Origin of the sequence: Delftia sp. WSY_10, assembly GCF_043104705.1 — a bacterium.
In the GTDB taxonomy this organism is placed as follows: Bacteria; Pseudomonadota; Gammaproteobacteria; order Burkholderiales; family Burkholderiaceae_C; genus Comamonas; species Comamonas tsuruhatensis.
In genome coordinates this window covers 581806-605976 of sequence record NZ_JBICKY010000056.1, presented here as the reverse complement: position 1 = coordinate 605976, position 24171 = coordinate 581806, and the positions used below count along the sequence as shown (strand labels likewise).

Below are 24171 nucleotides of genomic sequence, written 5' to 3'. Positions count from 1 at the left end.
GGGCCGGGCTGTTTCACCGAGGACAGCCACTCCCCTGCGCCCCTGGTCCTGCGGCGCTTTCTCTCTGCTAGGTGTCCGTTGAATCAGGCCACCACGGCCTTGGTAGCGCAGCGGAAGTCGCAGACCGCGCCGCCATAGATGTGGCGAACCTTGTAGGTCAGCTTGTCAGCCGCGAACATGGAGCCCGAAGTGGGCGAGTCCTGCACAAACAGCTCGGGCTCTTCCCGGCCGTCCAGGAAGCCCACCTCGACGCCAGGAATGTCGGCGGGATCGGCCACCGTCACCCAGTCGTTGGCATCCGTCCAGTACCAGACCGGGATGATGTTCATCGTGAGCGCCTGCATGAACGTCTTCTCGTTGTTCGTTGCCAGCTTGAACAGGTCGACAGCCGCTTCCTGCAGGTCCACCGGCACGACCAGGCGCGTAGGCGCAATGCCGATGCGGTCGCCGCTGTTCAGTTCGGTCTGCTTGAGCATCGCCAGGCGGTGCGCCGCCAGCTCAGCCTTGGTGAGCGCGCCCGTGAACAGGTTGTTGTGGTCAGCGTGGAAGAACGCCTTCGTGTCGTAGATGGGCGCATTCGAGCGGAAGAAGTCAAAGACGAACTTCGCCAGCGTGCGCTTTGCAGCACGCGAGAGCTTGGTCGGGATGCGGCGGATCGCACCCACGTCGTCGTTCTTGATCATTTCCAGGGTGACGTCTTCCGTGCCGCCCTTCTTGCCCGCCTTGTAGGTGGCCTCTTCATCGGTGGGGCTAGTCAGCGGCTGGTAGTCAGCGCCTTCCGACACCGAAGGCAGATCGCCGTAGCCGCCCCAGCGCGTGCGATGCTGCATGCGGAAGTCGCTCAGCGGAACCACGTTCACGACCTGGCGCCAGCCGTCGAAATCCACGGCAGCGCGGTACTCTGCAAGCATGCGGCGGCTGATGCTGTCGCCCAGGACCTGGTCGAGAGAATCACTGCCCATGGATTCGACCAGGCGCGACTGATCGCATTCGCGCAGCCGGCCCGTGACCAGGCGGTCGCCAGTCATCTCGATGTAGCACTCCTTGATCGACTGCACGCGGCCGTGGTCCTTGTGCTGCGGGTCCCAGAACGCATCCAGCATGTCGCGCATGCTCAGGCTACGGTCGCCCACAACGATGGAGCCAGCGCCGAAGGCCGGCACGCGCACGGCACCGCTTTCCGACATGCGGGCGATGTACTCGCCTTCGGTCTTGATCATGTCGCCCACCGCAGCTTCGGTCAGGCGGTCAGCTGCAGCCGTCGCGACCTGCGCGGACAGCCGGTCCTTCGCAGCCTGGGGCAGCTTGGCGGCGGCGATACGCTCGCGGGCAGCACCGCGCAGCTCGAACACCTGCAGGTCAGCGCGGGTCAGGGGCGCGTTGTCACCCTGGGCCTCGGTCATGCGCTGGCTACCTGCGGGCGGCACCAGCGAACCGCACACGGACTCATGCACGCGCACCAGGTCGTCATCGCTGATGGTGTCGGAGTTGATGGCGGCATGCTGCGCCGGGTCCTTTGCCAAGATGGCTTCAAGCATGCGTTGCTTCCACAGAGGCATTGCGTTTCCTTCGGATTGATGAGGGGTATCAGCAGGGGTGTCGGCGGCGGCTTCGGTCAGACGGTCCAGGCCACCACCTGCGCCTGGCTCGACGATGAGATCGACGGAATGAACCTTCGTGAAACGCACAGCTTCGCGCAGCGTCTCTGCGCCCACCTTGCGCTGGCGTGTGCGTGCATCGGCGTCGATGGAAAGGCCCAGCAGGCCCTGCATGTCGCGCTTGACGGCTTCGACCATCTTGGTGACGGCGGGGTCCGATGGATTGATGGCGCGGAACGTGCCAACGAGCGAGCCCGAGTCGGCGCCCTTGCCTTCCACGAACCGGACCCCGTAGATGCCACCGATCAGGTTGCGCACATCCTTGCCCTTGCCGGCGATGTGCTCGGCATCGGACTTGGCGAACACGCGCACGCCTTCAAACATCGGGGCGCTTTCGCGCAGGGCCGCGTCGGGGTAGAAGTTGCGATTGCCGCTGCGGCCCGCGCGAATCAGCGTCACCTCAATGGAGCCATCCTTGGCTTCGCGGAATGCGGCGTTGCCCTGGGCTTCCCGCACGGCTGCAACCACAGCAGGCGCCGCAGATGCCGCAGATGCCGGCGTCGCTGTGCCCACGGGCTGATAGTCGGCGACCACCTCGACAGCATCAGCCAGGGCCACGGTGTTGTCGGCGCTGATGGTGTAGCCGTAGCTGTACATGCGGCCCTTGAACTGCACAACAGCGCGGTCGGGCCAGATGCCGCGCACGTCGACGTAGTAGTCGCCATTCGCTGCCAGGCGCAGCTTGTCGCGCACGGCCTGTCGGACGAGATCAATCAGTTGGCCGTACTCGGTTGTCACGGCTTCTGTGAGCCGTGCATAGCCTGTTCCGGCTGGGATGAGCTTGAGCATGCCGAGGCTCAATCGTCAGCGCTGGAGAGCTTCTGGCCATCCCTGGTGACGACCACGACATGGGTGCCGTAGTCGCGGAATGACAGCACTTCACCGGCCTCGACGGGCACGCGCTTGGCCTTGGGTTGCTTCGTCACCTTGCCGCCAGGGCCACGGACTTCGACCATTTCGATTTCGGTGCGCTTGACGCGCTTGGCGGCCTCGGCGGCCGTCAGTTGCTTGCCGCTTTCGGCGTCGCTGTTGTTGGGATCGGGCATTGGTCACTCCATCGTTGTTGGGCCGCGATGTGATGCGGCATTGCGATGGAGTGACTGTGCCGATCTTGTCAACCAAGAAAAAGGCCGGCCAATGTCGGCCCCAAATATGTGAATCTAAGTTACCCGCCTTTGTTTAACTCCTTCAAAGACAAATACTTCTTCACCTACTTAATATTCCTCGCAGTTTTTGAAAATTCAAAAAACAAAATTTCAAACGTTCGAAGAATCTTTTTTGAGAAATTTTCTTATTCGAAGAGGTTTCTCGATAAACCCTCTGCTCACGCGCTACATCAGGCATCGCGTTATTAACATAGCTTTCAATAACTTTTGATAATCTAGTCGGGCTTTCATGCCAGGATGCCATGATGGAATGCTCATCCACCTGAAGAGTTGGATCAACCCAGTCTTCGGCAGAGGCGAATCGCTCAATAGTCAATGCAGACGCAAGATCAATATGTGGCTCATAACCAGTTACAACACTGTGGGATGCGAGCAAATCCAATCCCACAGTGCCATTCGTCAGCAAGAAAAACCTATGGCGCCAAAATTCTTCATACTCGCCTTGAATTATCGAGTAGACATCGGTCTTAATCATTTTTTTGATCTTCTTAGCTCTTAGCAGGTGGCGCGAACAAGTTAACCACGCCAATCTATTCCTAATAGGCCGATTTGCTCCTTCTTCGCCACCGGTCAATGCTAGATAGGCCCATTCGTAGGACTGTCTGACTTGGTTAACGAACTCTTTATCACTTTCAAGCTGTCGCTGTTGTTCTGTATCTCTTCTACTTGCCTCTAGTGTTACGAGCACTCCAGCGAAAGCCAGCCCTCCAAAAAGTGCGCTTAACGCGGAAAAAGCAATGTCATGCTTCAAGTCTTTGATACCACTCATCCACTCTAGACAACGAGGACCAAACTCCGCCGTGAGCATAGTCAGGATCAGAACGCAAAAACCGAGAAAAAGAAGCAATAAGAAATTATATGAACGCTTAACCATGTTGCCTCTAGAAGTAGGATATTTGCTTGGCTTTAAAATGCCTTTAAACGGCGCCAGGACGGTCCGACGGAATTTTTCCAGGGGGTCGCCGCCTTCGACCAGTTTAAAGCGTCTGAAGCCCGCCAATACGTTGGCGTCACAGCGTGGTCCTGGCGAAGCTCAAGACTCGAGACCAAGGCACCTCATGGTCATCAAGCTGATGCTAAGCGTCCGCGGACGGATTGGCTTTTGGCATCATCACTCGCCATTTTTTAAGCCAAGGCAGAGAGATGCATCCACAGTTGATGATCTGCTCCGCTGGTGCCTTGGTGTCATGGGGGCATTTCATCATGTCGAACCCGCCTCCAGGGTTGGGCACCTTGAAGGACTCTCCCGCATCCACGACTTGGCCGTCCATGATGTCGTGATTCCAGCGGCTGTGGATCTTGCCGCTGCGGCGCCATTGCTTGCCAAGGCCTGGCACCAGCGCTGCCGCTTGCTCCAAACGCTCATCGGCCGCCAATGCAAATGATCGGCTGACTTCCGTTCTTACTATGTTGGCAGCGCGCCGGGGCGATTCGGCATCCAGCAACTTTTGCACCGCCTGGACTGCAGCAAACGGCGTCTGTGCGCCAATCGTCACCAGGCCCAGCTCACGACCAATCTTGCGCAGAGCTTCGGCACCCACGTCCTGCAGGCGCAGCGCTCCGAAGGACTGCATCTGCTTGAGGACGCCGACGTCAAGCTGGCTCAGCCGCGTCTCCACGGAATGGCCGATGGTGGCCAGGGGCTTGTCAATGAAGTCCTCGCCCGCCTGCCAGGCATCTTGCATGCGCGACTTGAACACCACGCCTGCCTGCGCGCTGGCCCCGGACAACACATCCTCGATCTGACCCAGCAGACGCGACAGATGCCACTTCTGCCACTCAGAAGGCAGGCCCGCAAGCGTCGCCAGAATCTGTGTGCGTGCAGCCGCCAGAAGCTGTATTACCTGGATTTCACTTTCCAGCAACAGCTTGGCCCGTTCACGCAGGCGCCGCGCAAGCTCAGCCTCAAATGCGCGACTGGGCTTATTCGCCGGCTCAGACTTGCGCGCCATCGGTTTGGGCCTTGGCCGACGCCAAATCCGCCGGCAGGTTGGTGAACACGTCCTCGGCTGCCTTCTGCGCCTTGCGCTTTTTCGCCTCTTCCTGAGCTTTGCCGAGTTCGGTCTTGGCATCAAAGTCCTGGCCGAAGCGCTGGGCCACATCGGCAACGATCTTGAGCGCAGTCTCTTCGGTCATGAGGCCGTTGTCGATCATCTGGACCACCGCGCTGACCACGGCTTGCATTGCGCTGGCGAACTTTGTGATATCGCGGTTGAGCAGTTCGGGGAACACCGCCGTCACCTGCCATTTGTCATCCGACCAATCGGGCACGACGGCCGACGTCCGGGCATTGCACAGCAGCACGTAGCGGCCAATCTCTTCCAGCATTAGGCGCAAGAACGATTGCCGTAGGCTGTAGGTCTTGAACGTTGGCTCGCCCATCTCGGATGCAGCGGCGCGGTTCACATCCCCGCCACCACCAAACCAATGCTCGGGCATGGTGCTGCCCCCCAGCACGTGGTTGCGCAGCAAACGCGCACTCTGGCTGGTGTCAGCCGCCTGCAGCTCCGGGGCCTTGGCTGTGAGCGTGACAGAGTCGTTGTGGACAAAGGTGCTGTTCGGGCCAGGCGGCACAAACTTCTTTTCGTAGTCGGCCACAGCCTTGTCGTCGGCCCCCTTGAGTTCGACATCCCAGACGAAGGACCGAAGATAGCCGATGCGGTCCAGTTCGTTAAACAGGAATTCGTCATAGGCGTCCAGCCAGTCCATCTGGCCCAACAGGTCACTGCGCCCACGGCTGCCATTGGGGAACTTGTTGAGCTGGTACAGCAGGCATTCGCCGTCCGTGAATTCTTCGGCGCGGATGCGTGCCGTGTTCTCTGTGAACAGCGCTTCATCCTCGCCAAGCACGATCACCCGGTACTTGTATTGGCGCCCGCGGTTGTCCCGCTTGGTGACGACGCCGATAGGCTGCTCCGGGTTGCTCGGGTCGTTGACCACGGTGGCGATCTGGCGCGGGTCCAGGTAGCCCAGGCGCACGAAGCCATCCCCCTCGCGCTCGTTGACGATGTAGCACTGCTCGCCCAGCAGACCCAGCGCCCGCACGCGCGGCTGCAGCTTGAGCGGCCAGTTGTTGATGGGATCGCTCCAGAAGGCATTGAGCAGCTTCTGATGCTCCGCATCCTGGCACTGCAGCGTCACGCCCTCGGCCAGCAGATAGGCCAAGGGCAGTTCCACCAAGCGGTTGGCGATCAGATTGCTCTGCCACAGGTGCTCGGCGAGCTTTTGCATGCGGTCCTGGGCCATGGGTGCCAGGTCGCGCTCGTTCTGCTGGCTTGCGCCATCCGAGATGCGCCGCCATCCCTGCTCGCCGGAGCCCTGAGCCGATGCGGCTTCACGCATGGGCTGAGCACTCGGAACGTCAGGCTCCACGCCCAGCTCGACGCCCAGGCCGACGAAAGATTTGAAACGGTCGATGAAACCCACGGCTCAGTCCTTTGCAGCGAGTTCGGCTGCCACCAGTGCCAGGGCCAGTTGGCCGTGGTCGTTGTGCAGAGTCACGATCTCGCGCAGCTTGGCAGCGGCCACATTTACGCCCGCACGGTCCTCGTCGGGCAGGCCGGCGATAAAGCCACGGATCATCAGCAGGTCTTGCTCTTCGTTGGTCATCGGTTTCTCCTGAACATGCGTGCGGCCTGGCGCGCATAACGCTCCCGGGCCGTTTGGGGTTGGGCGGTATTGCCGCCTTGGGCTGCGGCTGCGATGCCGCCTGTGACGCTGAGCATCCAGAGCATCTGCACCATGTCTGGCCCGTCGTCGTGGTCAGCCTTGGGGAAGTGCCGGAACTGGTCAATCAGCGTGGTCTGGCTGCTGTGGACCCGGATCAGTCCGTTGTGCATATGGGGCTGCAGGCTTTCGATGCGCAGCAGCTTGTCGCTGATGGGAATCAGCGCGCGCGCCGGTACAGGCACGCCCAACTGAGCGCTGCGCTTGACCAGTTCGGTACGGAGGAATTCCTGGAACTGCACCGACTCGAAGCCCCAGACGATGCATGCATATTCGCGCTGCACTTCGATCACATCGCTGATGATGCGGTCGGGCACACGCTTCTTGATAGCGGCCTCGACCACGTCCATGACGCCGGTCTCTCGGTTGTAGCCACCGACACCGATGGCGCTCGGGTCACGGCTGTTGCCCGCTTTACCCAGGCTGGGATCGCAGGCGCCATAGAACACCCATTCGGCTAGGCGGTTGACCCAGAACTGAATGCTCTTGGCGAACGGAGCATCCTCGCCTGCGACCGGGTCGTTCTGCTGCTCGCTATCGAAGGCGTCATGGCCCTCGCGGGCGCGGCGCAGCATCAGCTTGACCAGCGGGCGCAGCGCAGGCCAGCTCACCTTGGCGCCCTTGTCCATCTCTGCCTGGTGGTCGCGGTAATGGGCCATGGCCGCAGCCTCGCCCTCCTGCGGCGTCTCGGCATTGAGCAGCAGTCCCTCAAACTGCTCCCACAGGTCCATACGCTCAGGCCAGTTGATGATGGCCTTGAAGACCTTGCGATTCCACAGAGGGTTTTTGAGGAAACGCGAGAGCACGCTGTCGTAGTGCAGGACGGTGCCGACCAGGATGGCGTCCATGGAGTCATCAGGCGGACCCAGCGACAGCACGCTCTTGGTCACGAAGGACTGCAGCTTGTCGCGTTGGGCCGGCGTGTTGACGTTCTCGTCGTTCTCGATGTCGTCCATGATCGCCAGGTCGGGGCGATGCGCGCCATGGCGCCGGCCGCGAATCTTCTTGGCCGAGCCGAAGGCTTCCACCTTGCGGCCGTTCCTGGTGACGATCACGCCTGCGCGCCACACCCGCCCCTGGCCAGCGACCTCGGGGAAGTCGCTGGCGATACGCGGGTTGGCTTCCAGCTCGGCCTTGATGGCTTCCAGCATCTCAGCCGCCTGCTCAAAGGCATCCATGACGATGATGGGATACCACTTCGCGCCCGTGACAACGCACCAGCTGACGAAGCTCATGGATATCTTGGTGGACTTGGCCTCTCCGCGTGGCGCCGCCACCGCGTCGCGCTGACCGGCCGCAGCATTGACGATCTCGGGCAGGCGCTTGTAGAGGTACTTGTGCAGCTCGCTCGGCTCTGCCTTGCCGTAGTGTGGGAAGTAGTGCCGGTCCCAATACTCGTACCCGTTGACCGGGTCGCAAACCAGCCGACGCCGCTGCGCGATGGACTCGGCACTGACATCCCAGCCGTCGAGGTTGGCGTCGATCTGCTTGCGCAAATCGTCGGCCAGGGCCGTGAGCCCCGCCAGGAAATCTTTGCTGTTCTTTGCCATGGATCACCGCACCTTGGCGAGTTCTTCGCCGAAGGGCTCCAGCATGTCCACCAGCGCGCCCAGGTGTTGCGGGAAACGCGAGCGCACGAACACCGCAAAGCGCTGCAGCACGTCGAGCTGCACGGCCTGGCGGTCCAGCTCGGGATTGAGCCTTTTGAACGCGGCCATGGTTTTGTTGAAACTGTCGCTCATGCTTGCCAGCGTCTCGGCGCGAGACATCGCGCTCATGCCTTTGGTCTCGCGCAGCAGGTCCATGGTGGCCTGGTGCTGCACCAGGTAGTCCTCCAGCAGCTTGGTGGAAAGGGCCTTGAAGTTGTCATCGCCCAAGGCCACGGCCGCACGTCCGTTCTCCCAGTCGTCGCCTTCCGCCGCCGCCTCCTGCTTCCAGCGATTGGCCGTGCTGCGGGGAACGCCCAGCTTCTTGCAGGCCGCATCCATCGTCATGCGCTGATAGACGTACAGGCCGCGCAGTTGGGTGCGTTTTTCCTTGCCGTGCGCCATTCAGTTGCCCAGGCCACCGTTCATGAACTGGCGGATACCTTCGACCACCAGCGCAGTCCCCACAGCCACGGCACCGCCCGACAAGGCACCTGCCACGGCCGCTTTCTTCTCGACCTCACGCAGCCGTGAGTCGAGGCCGCTGTAGTGCTCCTCCATGCGCTGCTCCATGCGGTCCATGCGCCGGTTTTGCAGGTCTTGCCCATCTTTGAGGGACTGCACCAGGCCATGGATTTGGCCCAGCAACAGCAGCTCCTGCCGGCGTTCGGAATTTTGTTGAAAGTTCTCGCTCATGACGCTCAGAGGTTGTTGTCGATCAGGGTGGTGCGGCACGATGCATAGGCCGCGTTGAGGGTTTCGATTTCCTGTATTACTGCTCCAAGGCGCGCAGAATTTCCTGCTGGAAGTAGCCCGTAGGCCTCGGCTGTGTCTGCTGCACCAGCGTCGGTGCTGGCGGGCGCTTCACCTGGGGGGCCACTACTACCCTGCCCACAGGCGACGGACTGGGTGACTGGCTGGGCGACGATGCGCACCCGCACATGGCGGCGCTCAAGCTCGTCACGAAGGCGAGCAATCTCCTGCAGTTCGGCTGCATCAGCTTTCTCCTGGTGTTGGTGTTTGGCGTCGAGCTTGGCCTGCGCGGTATCGCGCTCGGCCGTCAGGCGGTCCAGCTCGGCTTTGGCCGTGGTGTTCTGGGCGCTGACCTCGGCCTGCAGGCGCGTCAGCGCAGCGGTCGCCACCCGGGCCTGGGTGCGGTAATGCACCATGCTCAGGCCCAGGCCCAGGGCCAGGCACAGCAGCAATGCGACGGCGAGAACGGCGGCCTGCAGGGCTTCAAGAAAGCGTGTCATCGGCCGCTCATTTCCACAGCACGGCGCTGATGTGCAGCACGTATTCATAGACCAGCTTGCCGTCCTCGCCTTCGTAGCCAAAGCCGTTGACGAACTCGGAAAACGAAGGCGCCATGCCCGCCTGGTCCAGGTAGCGAAAGAACTGCGCCGCTGTTTCCGCCGTAGACATGCGGAACTCTTCTGCCTTTTCGGCAGCAGCCTTCTCAGCGCGCAGCTTTCTGATGAGTGCCCACTCGTCGGTCTTGAGGTAGACCTTCATGGCTGCACGCTCCATGTGCCGCTGGCGAAGTCATAGCGCGCACGCAGCTCAGCCACGCCCTGCAGGCAGGTAGTGCGCTCTTTCAGACGGCGGTTGTAGAGCCCCCGCACGAAGCGGTATTCCCACTCGCCCTTGGCATTGCGGGCGCCCGTCTTGGTGTAGCTCCAGGCCGGCGTGCCATCGGGGCCATGTGCCAGGGCATCGCAGGCTTTCTCGTACTGCTGCGCGTTGAGCAGGCCCATGGCACGACTGGCGCAGGTGCTCGCCTCGCCGAAGTTGTGGCCGTGGCTGGAGATCGCGTTGAGGATGGGCTGCGTGACAGGGACGCGGATGCAGTCCAGCACGCGGGCCTGCCCGCGCTGCAGCACCTGGCTACCGACCTCCTGGCATTGGGCGTCTGACCAAAAGTCGCCCAGCACCACAGGCACCGGACTGACGCTCTTAGTCAGTCCCAGGCACGCGGTCGGCAAGCCTCCTGCGAACTGGTCTGCATAGACCACGTTGCGGAACTCCGGGCGCCCTTGCGCATCCGCTGGGCCGTCCTCGAAGCCGGAGATGTACGTGACATAGGCCGACCCGCCCAACACCAGAGGGATGCCGTAGCGCAAGACGGATTTTCTGAGAGAAAGGGTGTTCGCCATGCCGCCACTGTCATGTTCGGGCGGCAAAGAAAAAAGGCCGGCGAGCGTCGGCCTTAAAGAGGAGGAAGGGGCATTTACGGTATCACGCCCTGCACTACAGGGTCAAACCCATGTACACGACGAATGTCCCAGGGCACCAAGCACTTTTAGCGCTTGTTCTGCTGCGCTTGCCACGCAAATGAGACCACCTCATCCACTGTCCTACGGGCAGTGGCCGGCAGCGCCTCATAGCGACGCAGCATCTCTTCGACATCTGCCGTGACCTTCATGGGCTTTGAACGAGGAGCCCCAGTAATGAGAGGACCGAGATCAACAGCGAACTGAAAGTACAGCTCAGCAAGGTAGTCGGCATCTGGTGCCGTAGCACCTTTCTCGTACTTCAGTTGCGTCTGCTTGGTCACATGCATCAAGGCTGCGAAGTCAACAACGGTGAGTTGCAAGGACTCGCGCAAGGACTTGATGCGAGCCCCGCGTTCAGAACGAGCTCGCGTGATGTCCGACACACCAAGAAGGTCATTTTCATTTACCTTGCTGGTATGTTTTTCGTTACTCATAATCGCTCCATCTTAGTCAACCTTGAAGGGGTGAATGATGACAGCGAAGCACCGTTCCGCGCGGGATTTTTTGAACGAACTAGAACGCAAAAACGTCACCGTCGCGCAATGGTGCCGTGACAACAAGTTCAGCACCAGCATCGTGTGGGCGGTCATCAGTGGCGCCGTTGTGGGGCGCAGCGGTGAGTCCCGTCGAGCGATGCAGTCCATGGGCCTTCCGCTGCCTTCCGCACGCCGCAACCGCCCAGCACATAAGGAGGGCCGTGTAGCTCCCACAGACCCTCGCACGGCTTCCGCCAAGAGCCAGACACAAGCATCTGCAGCGAACCGTTGATGACTTGGCTCACTGCTCAAGAAATAGCGGGCTTGCCGGGCATGCCGACGTCCGAGCGCCGCACCCGCGACAAGCTCGTAGCGCTGGCTGTAGAAAGCCGTCCGCGCGTAGGTCGAGTTGGAGGCGGGAAGGAATACAACCCTGCCGATCTACCCGAGGAAACTCGCGCAGCTATAGCAGCCCAACGAATCATCACTGCAGGCTCCGTCGCGCTGCCCGTGGTCGACACGCCAGCAGTGCGTTCTTTCCTGAGCGCCACGGCAGCGCATGCGCCGACTGCTTCGCGCATCCCCAGCCAGTCCGAGAAGAATGTGGCCGATGCGCGCGTGCGCCTGGTCAACATGGTCTATGAGCTGGTGCACATGCACGGCCTGCGTCGCGCATGCCAACTGCTTGCAGCACGTATCACTACGGGAGAGGCGGGGTCGGAGGCGCAATTCATCGCCCGCCAGGCCAACCAGAGAGCGCGAGGCGATTCGGTCAGCGCTCGCACGCTGGAACGCTGGGTCGGCATGCACCGCGCCAATGGATGGTGGGGCCTTCTGCCCGTGCCAGAGACAGCGCGCGATCCGCACCAGATCAACGACGACGTGGCCGCAGTGCTGGGCCTGTATCACAGCCGCGACCCACGCTTTCGCAAGCTCAGCGGCGCCGCCAAGGAGGTCACGCGAAAGTTGGGCCGCGACTTCGATAGCTGGCGCACTCTGTACCACCGCGCCCGCCGGGCACTCGACAAGCTGGGCAAGTCCGCTCAGGCCAGCGTGGCCCTGATCAAAGCCCGCCACACAGGTTCCGAGCGCGACGTGCGCCTGCCATACAAGAAGCGGGATGCCAGCATGCTGTTGCCGCTTGATGTGTTCGTGATGGACGGCCACACCTTCAAAGCTCGCGTGCGCCATCCCGATCACGGTGCGCCCTTCGCTCCAGAGTTGACCATGGTGATTGACTGGTCGACGCGGATGATCGTGGGCTGGTCGGTGTCTCTTTCCGAGAACGTCATCGCTGTTGGCGATGCACTGCGCCATGCCATTGGTCAATGGGGCATCCCGGCCATCGTCTACACCGACAACGGGGCTGGCGAAACCGCCTTGGTCATGGACTGCCCTATCGATGGTTTGATGGCCCGCTTGGGCATTGACCACCGTACCGGCATCCCCGGCAAGCCACAAGGCCGAGGGGTCATCGAGCGCAGCTGGCAGACCCATGCCATCAACTGCGCACGCCAGTTCGGGAGCTACCAAGGCTCCGATGTGGATGGAGGCACCTACCGCAAGGTCGCAGCCGAACTTGCCAGCGAGCAACGCGCTATACGTCGTGCCGAGGCCACAGGGGCCGTCGTCAAGCTCAGCACCAAAGCTCCGACCTGGGCGCAGTTCGTGGACGCGGTCGAGGTCATGGTCCGTGAATTCAACACGCAGCACCGTCACCGCAGCCTACCCAAGCGCGAGGACGGCAAGCACATGACACCAGCCGAAGCCTGGGCCGCGAAGTTCGACCCGGAACTGCAGCACAAGCCCACGATGGGCGAGCTGCGCGAGCTGTTCATGCCAGCAGTGCTGCGCACAGCGAAGCGCGGCCAGGTCACGCTGTTCAACCAGGACTACCAAGCCGCCGAACTGATGCGCCGGGATGTGGACGGCCGCGAGGTCAGCGTGCGCTACGACATCCACGACCCGAACTTCGTGCGTGTGTACACGGTGGATGGCGACTTCGTCTGCGACGCGCTGTGGAACGCCAACCGCATCGACGCCATGCCCAAGCCAGTCGTGCAGATCGCCCGCGAGCGCCGCGTGGCTACCGCCGTCAAGCGCCGCGAGCAGCAGATCCAAACCGCCCTGCGAGAGCTGGATACCCCCATCGACGTGCCCGGGACTTTTGCGCTTGAAGCACCCGCAGCTGCGGTCGTTGAACTGCCCATCGTCTCGGAGACACCCGCTGCCGAGCTAGTTCTTGTGGCCCCCAGTCGCCCCTTCTTCGACGCCCCCAGCAACCGCTACGAATGGCTGATGCGCAACCGCGACCAGTGGACCGATGCAGACGGCGCATGGCTACGCAACTACACGGCCAGCGAGGACTACGCGGACTTGCGCGACTACTACGAGGGACGGGGGATGGGGTGGAACGACGCGGGCGAGCAGCCCGGTTTTAAGAGTGCCCTGTGACGTTTGCAGACGTCACAGGGCGGTGTCAGCGATCAATCGATAGACAGAGGAAATGTATCGTGAAAAAAGGTTTCGTCAAAACGGAAAATTTCAAGCGCCTGGCCGAAGCTCAGAAGCTGGTCGAACGGCGCGGTGCACGCGAGGCCGGCCTGGTGCTGGTCAAGGGTCACTACGGCATCGGCAAATCCGAGTTGACCGAGCGCTGGGCGGCGGACAGCGGTTGGGTCTTCGTGCGGGCAAAGGCCACCTGGACCAAGCGCGCCATGCTTGATGAGCTGGCCGAGCGCATGGGACTGTCCAAAGTAGGTCGCAACCAGGAGGTGCAGGCCCGCATCATCGGCAAGCTGGCAGTGGACATGGTCCCGATGATCGTGGACGAGGCCGACTTCCTGGTCGGCACCACGGGCTCACTGCTGGAGGTGCTGCGCGACATCACCGATATGACGGGCACGATGTGCTTTCTCGTCGGCATGGAGCACTTCCCCATGAAGGTAGCGCGCCATGGGCACATCGCCAGCCGCGTCGCCAAGGTGGTCGAGCTGCTGCCGATCTCCCTGGCCGACGTCAAGGCCACGGTCACTGCAAAGTGCGAAGTGCCCATCGCAGACGATGTGCTGCCCGAGCTGCTCAAGCAGGCCAATGGCCGCATGCGCCTGCTGCTCAACGCCATCGCCAACCTGGAGCAGTGGGCCGATGCCAACGGCTGGGACAAGGTCACCTTGGAATGCATCAAGGGCCGTCCGCTGTGCCCTGAATTCAATGGCAAGCAACTGGGCAGGAGGGCTGAATGAAGCCCGCCTTCTGGTTTGTCCCTCTTGTGCTCGTCGGACTCGGCAAGCAATTCAGCAGCGCCTCACCGCGCCCATTTACCAGCGTCGAACTGCAGGGCTGGATTCCGGCCCTTGGCTCGCCAACAACTGCACGCCTGGCCTGCAAGACACTGCAGCAGCGCGGCCTGTTGGAACGCGCGCCTCATGCTGCCCGACCTGGTGCGCGCAAGCCCAACAACCCGCAGACCTGGCAGTTGACGGCCACAGGGAGGGAAGCGTGCCGCACCGCCATACAGGCCCAGGCAAGGCAGGTGCGTGTCGAGGCCCTGATCGAGCGGAACAAGCAGCCACGACCGAGCACGCTGTACAGCCGGCTGTGGAACCTCCTGCGCATCCGTGCAGCGCTGACAGCCGAAGAAGCCATCTCTGTGCTGGTCGATGCTGGCGGGAACGCAGAAAGCCTGCAGAGCACCGCGTCTCGATACATGCGCTATTGGTCGCGTGTTCGCCCTGATGCCGTGCAGATCAGCGCGCGTCGCGTCAACGGCTTTTTCCGGTACGTGCTCGTTAAAGACATTGGCGTCACACCGCCCGATATCTCAGCCATCGGCCGCAAGGCCAGCGAGGTACAGCAATGAACGCCCTCGCATACCAGCGCGAACCTTGGTTCTCGATGCTCCTTGATCGTGCACAAGCTCCCGGTGCTGTGCGCGCCCACATTGCTCGCCAACTTGGAATTAGTCCCGCTGCTTTGAGCCAAGTGCTCAACGGAAGTGGCGCCTATGGCAGTGGCGCCGCGAGCACCTCGCGCATCGCGGATCGCGTACAGCGCACCTTTGGTCGCTATCCCTGTCCACACCTGACTGCTGAATCCAGTGGAGATGAGCGAGTCATCACAGCAGAACAGTGCCGCGCCTTTGCACACCGCCCAGCACCCACTGCAAGCCCGCGCGATATGCAGCACTGGCAGGCCTGCAGGCAGTGCCCGCACCGGGAGGCGAGCGCACCGCCTGCACCCAAGGAACCACAGCGGCGCGCTCGCCGCGCTGTCGACCAGGAGAACGGCGATGCAGCGTGAAGTGATCCACATCGTGCTGCCTCTCACCGAGGCCGACTACCACCGCCCGCCCCTGGGCTGGATCAAGCGCCGTGCCAAGCGCCTGCAGCGGGCCTACGGGATCACACGACGCCTGGCTATCGCGTCCGCTGCAGACGACTACTCAACGTTCACGCACATGCACCGCGAACGTCTTTCTCAACTGCTCAAAGGAGGTCCCCACTATGCGTAAGCACCAACAAATCAAAGGCTCGTTCAAGCAGGGGCCGATGCACTTCGCCCCCACGGCCATCGAGCATGAGCAGCGCGAGATGAGCTGGTGCGCCAAGGCAGCCCTGACCGCCGTGCTCTTCATCCTGATCATGGCCCTAGGGTTCTGCATCGCAGCGGTCCACGGCTTTACCGAGCTGCGAGGGTTCTGACCATGGCTGCCTATGGACCCACCAACGAGGAAGTCGACGCGGTCGAGCGCCTGGCACTCGGAGCCGCCCGGCTCGTTCAAGGCCAACCTCAAGACGTCGCACTCAACGCCCTGCTGACGGCCTATCTCAACACGGCCGCGCGCCACGGCGTTCTGCGCCAGGTCCCTTCCGCAGCGGCAGCACTGGCACAAGCCGCCCGCGTGCTCAGCGGTCATGACACCGCATCGGCATCGACAGACCTTCCCTCAACCCATCACCACTAATCGCCATGGCAACCCGACTCAAAGCTCAAGCCCAAACCGCAGTCCCCCAGAGCAAGAATGACTGCGCCGGATACATCCGCCAAATCGGCGACCTGCAGCGCGAATTCGAGCGCCGCCGTGGGGAGATGAACGACGCCATCGCGGCCATCACCCAAAACCATCAGCCCACGCTGGAAGCGCTTTCGGCACGCATCACGCTTCTGCAGGAGGGCGTGCAGTCCTGGTGCGAGGCCCACCGTGTAGAGCTGTGCGGCGAGAACGACAAGCTCGGCAAAACAGCCAACTTCGTCACTGGTACCGCCAGCTGGCGCCTTCGCCCCACCAGCGTCAGCATTCGCGGCGCAGAAACAGTCATCAAAACGCTGGAGCGCATGAACCTGCAGCGGTTCGTGCGCAACAAGGCAGAGGTGAATAAGGAAGCCATCCTCAACGAACCCGAAGCCGTTCGCGGCATTGTGGGAATCAAGCTCGTCAGTGGGGTTGAGGACTTCATCGTCCAGCCCTTCGAGGCCAAGGCGGAGGTTTGAGCATGAACGCCACCTCTCGTGACCGATTCAAGATATATACAAGCCAATCGAATGGGGACGCCCAACGCAAGCGCGAACTGGGCCATATTCACCAAGGCAAGCAGGCACTGAGCTGGAGCGATGATGACTATCGATATCACCTGCATCAACAGACTGGTGTAACCAGCTCTGCCCTGCTTGATGGCCCAGGCCGGGCCAAGATGCTGACACACATGGCAAAGCTTGGCTTCACCCCAAAGGTCAATTCATTTAAACCTTTCGGCCAGGCCGAAAAAATTAAGTGGCTATGGAAGAAATTGGATGAATCAGGCGGCCTGCGTGATGGCAGTCTTGCCAGCCTTCTGAAATTTATTGCACGAACCACAGGCACTAGCTACTCTGATATCAAGTTTGTACCCACAGCGGATGGCTCCAAGATTATCGAGGTCCTCAAATCGATGCTGGACCGAGCGAAGCGCACTTCACAAAAAAACCAATGATCATGGATGAGTAAATAATTCTTATGGATTCGACTTTATAAATCATGCCATCCCAATTAATCATACCTATAGAACTGCTGCCTCCTTTACTTCGGGAATTTGAGCGCTTGATTGGTCTGAGAGCCACAATGGCTTTGGTTCAAGGATGGGGCGGATTACGCGTGTACTTCCCCACTCCCGACCGTGTAACCGCAGACCACCCCTATGTGAAAGCAATCGGCCTTGAGGCACTTAAAACACTCTCAAAGGAATATGGTGGTTTGCCACATTTTCAACTTCCTAAAGCAGAAAGGGCTCTTCAGGCTGTTCGCAACGCACGTATCGCTTCAGATTACGCAACACAAAAGACCGCCCGACAAATTGCTGCAGAATATGGGCTCACTGAGCGCCAGGTGGTCAGGCTGGTAGCAATTATGGGAGTAACAGCGCCAATAGAAAGAAAGCAGCGTAAACTTTTCTAGCAACCATATGCTTAAAAAAGACGCCCAACTTCCTCAAGTTGGGCGTTCTGCATTTTATCATGAACCAACTATTGAATATTTACGAGATAAACTGACTACCAGAGGTTGATCAGAGAATAGCGTCAGAATACCTGCAGTAAAGCTCTAATACACAGCCACACCTACTCCAATACTTCCAGAAACTTACAAATACGTCCAATGCATACAGTCACGTTCCGACGGCGTGAAGCTTTGGCAACTTCCATGAGGCTGCTTTAGCCATACGAAGCGTGAGGGTTCGCTTCAACTTATCTAAGAAAGGCTTGACGCGCAATGCGTTTCTTACATTAAGACTAGTATCTTCTGTTGTAACTATATTCACGGCAATTTCTGAATATAGCTCCATCGCTTTCTTGGCGTACTTATGAATAGCCGCACGGAATTCATCAGTTGACATCTTTTTTAAAGTCAATTTACTCAAATCAGAGCCGGCGTTATCAACAAGCAAGTTAGCCACATAAATTCCCCATGGAGTACCGTGAATTCCAAGAATTGCCTTCATAACAGCATCAGACCCTGCGTCACAATTCTCGAGCAGAGAAGTTCGCTCCGCCTCTACCTCTTGGGCAAGCAGCCACGCGAGCATGACACGTTCAGGCTTAAGACCACGTGGAAATATACTTTTGTAAGAACGATCAAATAGCTCAGCTTTCCTTGCAACACCTTCCAAAACCGTATCATCCGACATTGCTGCCAAATATTGGGTTATACGATCCAATTCAATCCGCTTAGGACCTTTCGTCGTCTTAGCGCCTTCCTGCTTCGGCGCATAAGTGTATCCCACTGTCGAAAAAGCACTTCTAAGCGTTTCCTGGATAGGATCAAGCAACCTAACTGCAGAAAGCTTTACAGGATTTTGAGTATTGTTATACCTAACAATATCAGTCAACAGAGCCTTTTTTGCACCTACAACTCGTATCAAAACCTGAGCTTTTCCTGCGTCTTGGTTACGCTCAATTGCTCGAGAAAGGCTGACCGTCGTTTGACAGCCATTAACAATCGAAAATCTTCTAATCGTATAACCTCCTCGCTCCCTTTTTTCGAAATTATCAGCAACTATGGTAATACCATTATTTAGCGCCCAGAAATCACCTGGCCTAGTATGAGCGGTGTCGACAATCTTTTCATTGATACTACCTTTTCGCTCACCAATAAATAGACGAACATTCCCCTCAAATAATTGATTTCCATATGATTTATGGAGGCGTGCAAGCTCAGAAGCAGGCGCTGCTCCCACAATCGCTTGTCCAAACTCGCCACGTACTTCGGCAACTTCCCCTGAAAATGTAAGCGTGTCCTCATTAACGTTGCGGTCTGCTGCACGCGCGACAACGAATTTGTCGAACAGTGATTCTTGGTGCTCGTAGAAAAATGCGACTTCTTTTCCGTAAGTTCCCGAGCGGATAGTAGCTTCTCGTTGACGAGCAATCTGATCCGACTTAGAGGCAAGTGTTACAAGCCCAACTACAAGTGAAAAATTCGTTGTATCAACTTCAGTAAGTAGCTCATAAATATCGTGGCGCCCTGAGTGCCTGAAAGAAATAGGGTCTTTTACAGAAACAATTGCAGCGAGCAATGAATTCCATTTTTTTAATCCTGCGCTCCTATCAGGACGATCAGAAACATAGCCTTGTAATACATAGATTATTTGTTGATCATTGTCTATGTAAATGAAGTCACACCCAGCATCTTCATGACCATCAACCGATGCGGCATCAATCGCCTCATCCTCCTCAATCCCGAGAAGAGTTGAAGCGTACCAAGCAGTAATAGCTTTATCCCGAGATATTCCACCACGTCTAGCCAGGGCATCTATAGCGGTTAGGAGTTCCTTACGGGTATCCGTTAAAACAAGCTTTACTTGAGGTTTTGGACTGGTGGCCAACTGGAACTCCTTTTCACTATTTCAATGCCGACAGAAAATTTCGTTACTCAGATGGAGTAAGCAAGTGCAAGCACAAGTGTAGTGCTGATGAAGATAGACTTAGCGAAACACCAGTAGGCAGTTACCCCATTTTCGTCACATGCTCAAGATAATATCGAGAAATCAATATCATTAATAAGCACTACCCTGCATACGACGACTTGAAGGCTTGCTTTGCTTTATCGGGCTGCCTCTAACTGGTGCGGTTTCTTGGCCGCGCCACATCAAAGAAGCCTCTTTGTGTCCTAGCGAGCCTCCAAAGCAGAAGTAGAGCACGCGAACGTCCGACCCTGGCGAGGTCGGACGCATGCCCCACCAGGGTCGAATTTCGCATAAGCCATTGATCCATAAAATAAAAATGAGGTCGGACGCGAAATCCGCGTCCGACCTCACATGTCCGACCTAAGGTGAAGCTTTGGCGCTAGCGTGGTATGTCGTTCACCCTCTTAACCCGAGGACCCGCCCGTGAGCACACCTCCCGATGTGGATCACTCTCAACTCATTTTGACCAGACTGTGCCTATGGTTTGCCCATTCTGTGCCAAAGGAAACGAACACAGTCTCAGGTCATAAGACACACGTAACTCCTAGCCACCATTGGGAAATTTTGGATTGACCAGGACTCAAACCCCGTGCCAAAGAAAGCACTCCCCCATCCTCCACCGCATGCCCATGAAAAAAGCCACCGGCACAAGCGGGTGGCTTTGCTGCAAAGCGGACCCTGGGGTCCGCTGGGCCATGTTCAGACCATCAAGGCCAGGCTGGCTTCCAGATGCTCGGTCGGCAGGCGGCGGAAACCCGAGCGCGCGTAGCGCTGCAGGCGGCCCAGCGCGAACGACGTCAGCACGCTGGCGGCGACCTGGGCATCGACCGTCGGGGCGGAGGAGCCCAGCGCACCGGCGGCGGGGCGCAGGCACTGGCGCAGCGTGGATTCGATGCGGTCGAAGAACTGGTTCATGCGGGCCTGCAGGCGCTCGTGCTCGAAGACGATGGCATCGCCCACCATGACGCGCACCATGCCGGGGTTGCGCTCGCCGAACTGCAGCACCAGCGAGATCACGCGGCTGGCCTGGCGCATGCCATCCACTGCGGGACGCTCTTCCTCCGGCACATCCCGCCCGACGATCTGCTGCACCAGCGTGAAGACGGATTGCTCGATGAACTCGATCAGGCCTTCGAACATCTGTGCCTTGCTGGCGAAGTGGCGGTACAGGGCCGCCTCGCTGACGCCCAGGTGAGCGGCCAGTGCTGCCGTGGTGATGCGTTCTGCGCCGGGCTTTTCCAGCATGGCCGCAAGCGCCTGCAGGATCTGCTCGCGCCGCTCCCCGGGTTTGGGGCGTTTGCGCGCAGGCGTGGGGGCGGAAGCGGAGGCGGCTTCGTCGGAAACGACATCAGCGCCAGGAGCGGATAAAGGCGACAGGACTTCAGACTCGGACATAAGCAGATCAACTATTTGTAAGTAATTCTCTCACAGCCCTCGGCGGCAACTCCGCACAAAGCTGTCCCCATGAGCGCAACCGTCAGGATCGCGTCCCTGTTGGCTGCGCTGCTACTGTTTCCGAGAGCACGGCCGGCATTTGCAATGGAAGCTCCAAGCGTACCAGCAGGCCCTTGCCCTGCGCGCCAGCGCCAAAGGCCAGAGTGCCCTGGTGCAACAGGGCGATTTCATCGGCAATCGCCAATCCCAGCCCTGTTCCATCGCCGGACGCACCCTGGGCGCGGTAAAAGCGCTGCGTGATCTGCGAGCGCTCGGCCTCGGGCACGCCGGGGCCATCGTCCTCGATCTCCAGGAAGGCCCACCCTGGCGGCTCATCCGCAGACTGCCCCGCGCCATGGTACATGCCGCAGCGCAGCGTGACGCTGCCGCCGGGCGGCGTGTACTTGATGGCGTTGTCCACGAGATTGGACACCAGTTCGCGCAGCAGCCAGCTGTGGCCCCAGACACTGGCCGGAGCAACGTCAAGGCCGAAGTCCAGCCCTTTGGCGCTGGCCTGATCGAAGAACATTTCCAGCATGCTTTCGCACAGGTCCTTGAGGTCCACCTGCTGCAGCGGCTGGACTTCGGCATTGCGGGCGTCGGCACGTGACAGCGCCAGCAACTGGCGTGCCAGCTGCGAGGTGCGCCGCGTGGCGTCGCGCAATTGCTCGATCTGCGTCACGCTGAGCACCACCTGGGCCTCGGTGCCCTTGCGCCTCGCTTCGGCCTGGGCAGCCTGCGCGCTCAGCGCCCAGGCCTCGACCTGGGCCTGCAAGGCCGCCAGCGGCGTGCGCAATTGATGGGCGGCATCGGCCACAAAGCGCCGCTGGCCTTCGGCCTGGGCGTTGACCAGTGCAAACAATCGGTTGAGCGAGCGCACCAGCGGGCGGACCTCGGCCGGCGAGCTGTGCTCCGAGATGGGACTGAGGTCGCGCGGCGAGCGCCGCTCCACAGCCTGGGTCAGGGTCAGCAGCGGCCGGAAGGCCCGGCTGACCGACCAGTAGATGGCGATGCCAGCGCCCGCGATCAGCAACACGCTGGGCAGCAGCACATGCAGCAGCAACTGGCGCACCCATTGCTGGCGTACGTCGCCACCGTCGGCCAGCACGAGCACCATTTCACCGGCGCCATAGGTTTCGGCGCGCATGACGGCCACGCGGTAGGTCAGGCCGTCATGCTCCTGGCTGTGGAACTCGGCCAGCGGCGTGGAAGGCACATCGAAGCGGATCCAGGTGTCGCCGGCAACGACATGGCCCTGCAGGTCGCCCACGGCATATCCGACGTCGTTGCCGCGCTGGCGCAAGACTTCCTCGATGGCGGGCGTCAGCGCGACCAGCGGCGGCGTTCCCTCGGCAATCGACGGTGCCAGCACGGAGTCGGCCAGCGCGGGAAGCAGGCGCAAAAGGCGCTGGTCATGCTGGGTGGAGGCCTCGTCTGCCGAGCGGTAGCCGAACCAGCCGCCCATCAGCGCCAGCAGCGTCAGCGGCACCACCAGCAGCACCAGCAGGCGAAGTCGCAGATTGGCTGTCATGGGCGGTCAGCGCCTGGGGCCATGCGCCATGTCCGCATCAGGCAACGGTATGCGAGAGTTCCAGCCGATAGCCGAAGCCCCGGATGGAGCGCAGGGCCACGCCGTGCGGCTCCAGCTTGCTGCGCAGGCGAGAGACATAGACCTCGACCGCATTGGGCGTGATCTCTCGGTCCCAGCCCGTGAGCGCCTGCAGCAGCTTGTCCTTGCTGGCGGGCTTGGGCGCGTGGATCAGCAGGTATTCCAGCACGGTCCATTCGCGCGGGCCCAGGTCGATGGGCAGCAGCTTTCCCTCGCTCTCATCGTCTTGCGCAGGCTGGCGCGCGCCGGCGCGGCGGCCTGCCGTGTCCAGCTCGATGGGACCGAAGCTGAGGACGGCCGATGTGGCTGCCTGTGATCGGCGCAGCAACGCGCGCAGCCGGGCCAGCAGTTCAGGAAGCTCAAAGGGCTTGACCATGTAGTCGTCTGCGCCCTGGTCCAGGCCCTGCACGCGGTCCTGCAGCGCATCGCGCGCCGTCAGAATCAGCACGGGCATGGCCGAGCTCTCCACCGCGCTGCTGCGCAGGCGGCGCGTGAGCTCCAGCCCGTCGATACCGGGCAGGCCGATGTCGATCACGGCCAGGTCGAAGGCTTCCTGGGCCAGCACCTCCAGGGCGCGCTCGGCACTGCCGACCCAGTCCACGGCATACCCCGCATCGGACAGCCCCAGCTTGATGCCGCTGGCCACCATCACATCGTCTTCCACAAGAAGCAAACGCATATCAAACCTAAAAAACAAAAGCCGCCCAAAGGCGGCTTGCAGCAGACCGGCCCAGGCCGTCAGACCACGCCCGGGCCATGCGCGATGGTAACGCGAACCGCAAAGTCCGCGCCATCGGGCCTCAATGGCTGCGGATCATGGTGCCGTAGGCCTGGTCGGTCAGGATTTCCAGCAGCATGGCATGCGGCACGCGGCCATCGATGATGTGCACGGCGTTGACGCCGGCCTTGGCAGCATCCAGGGCGCCGCTGATCTTGGGCAGCATGCCGCCCGAGATGGTGCCGTCGGCGAACAGGGCGTCGATCTCACGCGCCGTGAGGTCGGTCAACAGGCTGCCGGCCTTGTCCAGCACGCCGGGGGTGTTGGTCAGCAGCACCAGCTTTTCGGCCTGCAGCACGGTGGCCAGCTTGCTGGCGACCACGTCGGCGTTGATGTTGTAGCTCTCGTTTTCCTCGCCAAAGCCGATGGGGCTGATCACGGGGATGAAGGCGTCATCCTGCAGCGCGCGCACCACGCTGGGGTCGATGGAGACGATGTCGCCCACCTGGCCCACGTCGTACTCGATGTTCGGATCCTTGTTGTCGACCATCTTGAGCTTGCGTGCGCGGATCAGGCCGCCATCGCGCCCTGTCAGGCCCACGGCCTTGCCACCGGCCTGGTGGATCAGGCCCACGATGTCCTGCTGCACCTCGCCGGCCAGCACCCATTCCACGACTTCCATGGTCTCCGCGTCGGTCACGCGCATGCCCTGGATGAACTCGCCCTTCTTGCCCAGGCGGTTCAGGGCCGTCTCGATCTGCGGCCCGCCGCCATGCACCACCACCGGATTCATGCCCACCAACTTCAGCAGCACCACGTCTTCCGCGAAGTCGGCCTGCAGGGCCGGATCGGTCATGGCGTTGCCGCCATACTTGATGACCATGGTCTTGCCATGGAACTTGCGGATGTAGGGCAGGGCCTGGGCGAGGATTTCGGCCTTGTCGCGGGGGGCAATCGAGAGGATATCGTTCATGGTGCTAGCCCGGGGGCGTGGAAGTAGTCAACAACAAGGCGGGCATTGTGCCGC

Annotated in this window: 28 protein-coding genes; 10 read left to right on the top strand and 18 right to left on the bottom strand. The window is 60.5% G+C overall.

Going from position 1 to position 24171, the window contains the following annotated elements; genetic code table 11:
- Positions 1–83: 83 nt before the first annotated feature.
- From ACF8ML_RS25400 to ACF8ML_RS25340, 13 genes are all read right to left on the bottom strand, one after another.
- Complete coding sequence (locus ACF8ML_RS25400; protein WP_392408296.1) at positions 84–2447, bottom strand: hypothetical protein; 2364 nt, start codon at positions 2445–2447, stop codon at positions 84–86.
- A gap of 8 nt (positions 2448–2455) precedes the next feature.
- Positions 2456–2704 (bottom strand): hypothetical protein, encoded by a 249-nt coding sequence (locus ACF8ML_RS25395; RefSeq protein ID WP_392408294.1) that lies wholly within the window; start codon positions 2702–2704, stop codon positions 2456–2458.
- A 160-nt stretch (positions 2705–2864) separates the two neighbouring features.
- Positions 2865–3698, bottom strand: coding sequence for a hypothetical protein (locus tag ACF8ML_RS25390; protein ID WP_392408293.1), 834 nt, complete (start codon positions 3696–3698; stop codon positions 2865–2867).
- Positions 3699–3900: 202 nt separating this feature from the next.
- Positions 3901–4776 (bottom strand): hypothetical protein, encoded by an 876-nt coding sequence (locus tag ACF8ML_RS25385; protein ID WP_392408291.1) that lies wholly within the window; start codon positions 4774–4776, stop codon positions 3901–3903.
- The gene (locus ACF8ML_RS25380; protein WP_392408290.1) at positions 4760–6250 is read right to left on the bottom strand and encodes a hypothetical protein; all 1491 of its coding nucleotides are present in this window, start codon (positions 6248–6250) and stop codon (positions 4760–4762) included. Before ACF8ML_RS25380 ends, ACF8ML_RS25385 begins: the two co-directional genes overlap by 17 nt.
- A 3-nt stretch (positions 6251–6253) precedes the next feature.
- Complete coding sequence (locus tag ACF8ML_RS25375; RefSeq protein WP_392408289.1) at positions 6254–6433, bottom strand: hypothetical protein; 180 nt, start codon at positions 6431–6433, stop codon at positions 6254–6256.
- Positions 6430–8100: a phage terminase large subunit gene (gene terL, locus ACF8ML_RS25370; protein WP_392408288.1), complete on the bottom strand. Its 1671-nt coding sequence runs from the start codon at positions 8098–8100 to the stop codon at positions 6430–6432. Before terL ends, ACF8ML_RS25375 begins: the two co-directional genes overlap by 4 nt.
- Before the next feature lie 3 nt (positions 8101–8103).
- A complete protein-coding gene (locus tag ACF8ML_RS25365; protein WP_392408287.1) occupies positions 8104–8601 on the bottom strand; it encodes a DUF1804 family protein in 498 nt (165 codons plus the stop codon).
- On the bottom strand, positions 8602–8892 hold the full coding sequence (locus tag ACF8ML_RS25360) for a hypothetical protein (protein ID WP_046986407.1): 291 nt from the start codon (positions 8890–8892) through the stop codon (positions 8602–8604). It abuts the gene before it with no gap.
- Positions 8893–8897: 5 nt separating this feature from the next.
- Entirely contained in the window at positions 8898–9449 is a 552-nt protein-coding gene (locus ACF8ML_RS25355) for a hypothetical protein (RefSeq protein ID WP_392408286.1), read from the bottom strand.
- Positions 9450–9456: 7 nt separating this feature from the next.
- Positions 9457–9708 carry a hypothetical protein gene (locus ACF8ML_RS25350; protein ID WP_392408285.1) on the bottom strand — a complete coding sequence of 84 codons (252 nt, stop codon included), beginning with the start codon at positions 9706–9708 and terminating at the stop codon, positions 9457–9459.
- On the bottom strand, positions 9705–10349 hold the full coding sequence (locus tag ACF8ML_RS25345) for a lysozyme (RefSeq protein WP_392408284.1): 645 nt from the start codon (positions 10347–10349) through the stop codon (positions 9705–9707). Before ACF8ML_RS25345 ends, ACF8ML_RS25350 begins: the two co-directional genes overlap by 4 nt.
- A gap of 146 nt (positions 10350–10495) precedes the next feature.
- The gene (locus tag ACF8ML_RS25340; RefSeq protein ID WP_392408283.1) at positions 10496–10903 is read right to left on the bottom strand and encodes a helix-turn-helix domain-containing protein; all 408 of its coding nucleotides are present in this window, start codon (positions 10901–10903) and stop codon (positions 10496–10498) included.
- Positions 10904–10937: 34 nt separating this feature from the next.
- Here ACF8ML_RS25340 and ACF8ML_RS25335 point away from each other — a divergent pair, with 34 nt between their 5' ends.
- The 10 genes from ACF8ML_RS25335 to ACF8ML_RS25290 all read left to right on the top strand — a co-directional run bounded on the left by ACF8ML_RS25335 (position 10938) and on the right by ACF8ML_RS25290 (position 17378).
- The gene (locus ACF8ML_RS25335; protein ID WP_392408282.1) at positions 10938–11237 is read left to right on the top strand and encodes a hypothetical protein; all 300 of its coding nucleotides are present in this window, start codon (positions 10938–10940) and stop codon (positions 11235–11237) included.
- Complete coding sequence (locus tag ACF8ML_RS25330; RefSeq protein ID WP_392408281.1) at positions 11237–13399, top strand: Mu transposase C-terminal domain-containing protein; 2163 nt, start codon at positions 11237–11239, stop codon at positions 13397–13399. The genes ACF8ML_RS25335 and ACF8ML_RS25330 overlap by 1 nt, the downstream gene beginning before the upstream one ends.
- A 59-nt stretch (positions 13400–13458) precedes the next feature.
- Complete coding sequence (locus ACF8ML_RS25325) at positions 13459–14190, top strand: AAA family ATPase (protein ID WP_269197511.1); 732 nt, start codon at positions 13459–13461, stop codon at positions 14188–14190.
- Positions 14187–14807: a hypothetical protein gene (locus ACF8ML_RS25320; protein ID WP_392408280.1), complete on the top strand. Its 621-nt coding sequence runs from the start codon at positions 14187–14189 to the stop codon at positions 14805–14807. The genes ACF8ML_RS25325 and ACF8ML_RS25320 overlap by 4 nt, the downstream gene beginning before the upstream one ends.
- A gap of 429 nt (positions 14808–15236) precedes the next feature.
- Positions 15237–15458, top strand: a complete 222-nt coding sequence (locus tag ACF8ML_RS25315) for a hypothetical protein (RefSeq protein WP_392408279.1) — start codon at positions 15237–15239, stop codon at positions 15456–15458.
- A gap of 37 nt (positions 15459–15495) precedes the next feature.
- Positions 15496–15648 (top strand): hypothetical protein, encoded by a 153-nt coding sequence (locus ACF8ML_RS25310; protein WP_392408278.1) that lies wholly within the window; start codon positions 15496–15498, stop codon positions 15646–15648.
- A gap of 2 nt (positions 15649–15650) precedes the next feature.
- Positions 15651–15911: a hypothetical protein gene (locus ACF8ML_RS25305; protein WP_392408277.1), complete on the top strand. Its 261-nt coding sequence runs from the start codon at positions 15651–15653 to the stop codon at positions 15909–15911.
- A gap of 5 nt (positions 15912–15916) precedes the next feature.
- Positions 15917–16438 (top strand): host-nuclease inhibitor Gam family protein, encoded by a 522-nt coding sequence (locus ACF8ML_RS25300; RefSeq protein ID WP_392408275.1) that lies wholly within the window; start codon positions 15917–15919, stop codon positions 16436–16438.
- 2 nt (positions 16439–16440) lie between these two features.
- Positions 16441–16917 (top strand): regulatory protein GemA, encoded by a 477-nt coding sequence (locus tag ACF8ML_RS25295; protein ID WP_392408274.1) that lies wholly within the window; start codon positions 16441–16443, stop codon positions 16915–16917.
- 44 nt (positions 16918–16961) lie between these two features.
- The gene (locus ACF8ML_RS25290; protein ID WP_392408273.1) at positions 16962–17378 is read left to right on the top strand and encodes a Mor transcription activator family protein; all 417 of its coding nucleotides are present in this window, start codon (positions 16962–16964) and stop codon (positions 17376–17378) included.
- A 208-nt stretch (positions 17379–17586) separates the two neighbouring features.
- Here ACF8ML_RS25290 and ACF8ML_RS25285 read toward each other — a convergent pair whose 3' ends face one another.
- The 5 genes from ACF8ML_RS25285 to argB all read right to left on the bottom strand — a co-directional run bounded on the left by ACF8ML_RS25285 (position 17587) and on the right by argB (position 24117).
- Positions 17587–19302, bottom strand: coding sequence for an AIPR family protein (locus ACF8ML_RS25285; RefSeq protein ID WP_392408272.1), 1716 nt, complete (start codon positions 19300–19302; stop codon positions 17587–17589).
- A 780-nt stretch (positions 19303–20082) separates the two neighbouring features.
- A complete protein-coding gene (gene slmA / locus ACF8ML_RS25280) occupies positions 20083–20778 on the bottom strand; it encodes a nucleoid occlusion factor SlmA (RefSeq protein WP_012203254.1) in 696 nt (231 codons plus the stop codon).
- Positions 20779–20860: 82 nt separating this feature from the next.
- Positions 20861–22348: an ATP-binding protein gene (locus tag ACF8ML_RS25275; protein WP_016451814.1), complete on the bottom strand. Its 1488-nt coding sequence runs from the start codon at positions 22346–22348 to the stop codon at positions 20861–20863.
- A gap of 37 nt (positions 22349–22385) precedes the next feature.
- Positions 22386–23105, bottom strand: a complete 720-nt coding sequence (locus tag ACF8ML_RS25270) for a response regulator transcription factor (protein ID WP_016446445.1) — start codon at positions 23103–23105, stop codon at positions 22386–22388.
- A 121-nt stretch (positions 23106–23226) separates the two neighbouring features.
- Complete coding sequence (argB, locus tag ACF8ML_RS25265; RefSeq protein WP_012203251.1) at positions 23227–24117, bottom strand: acetylglutamate kinase; 891 nt, start codon at positions 24115–24117, stop codon at positions 23227–23229.
- Between the last annotated feature and the right edge of the window lie 54 nt (positions 24118–24171).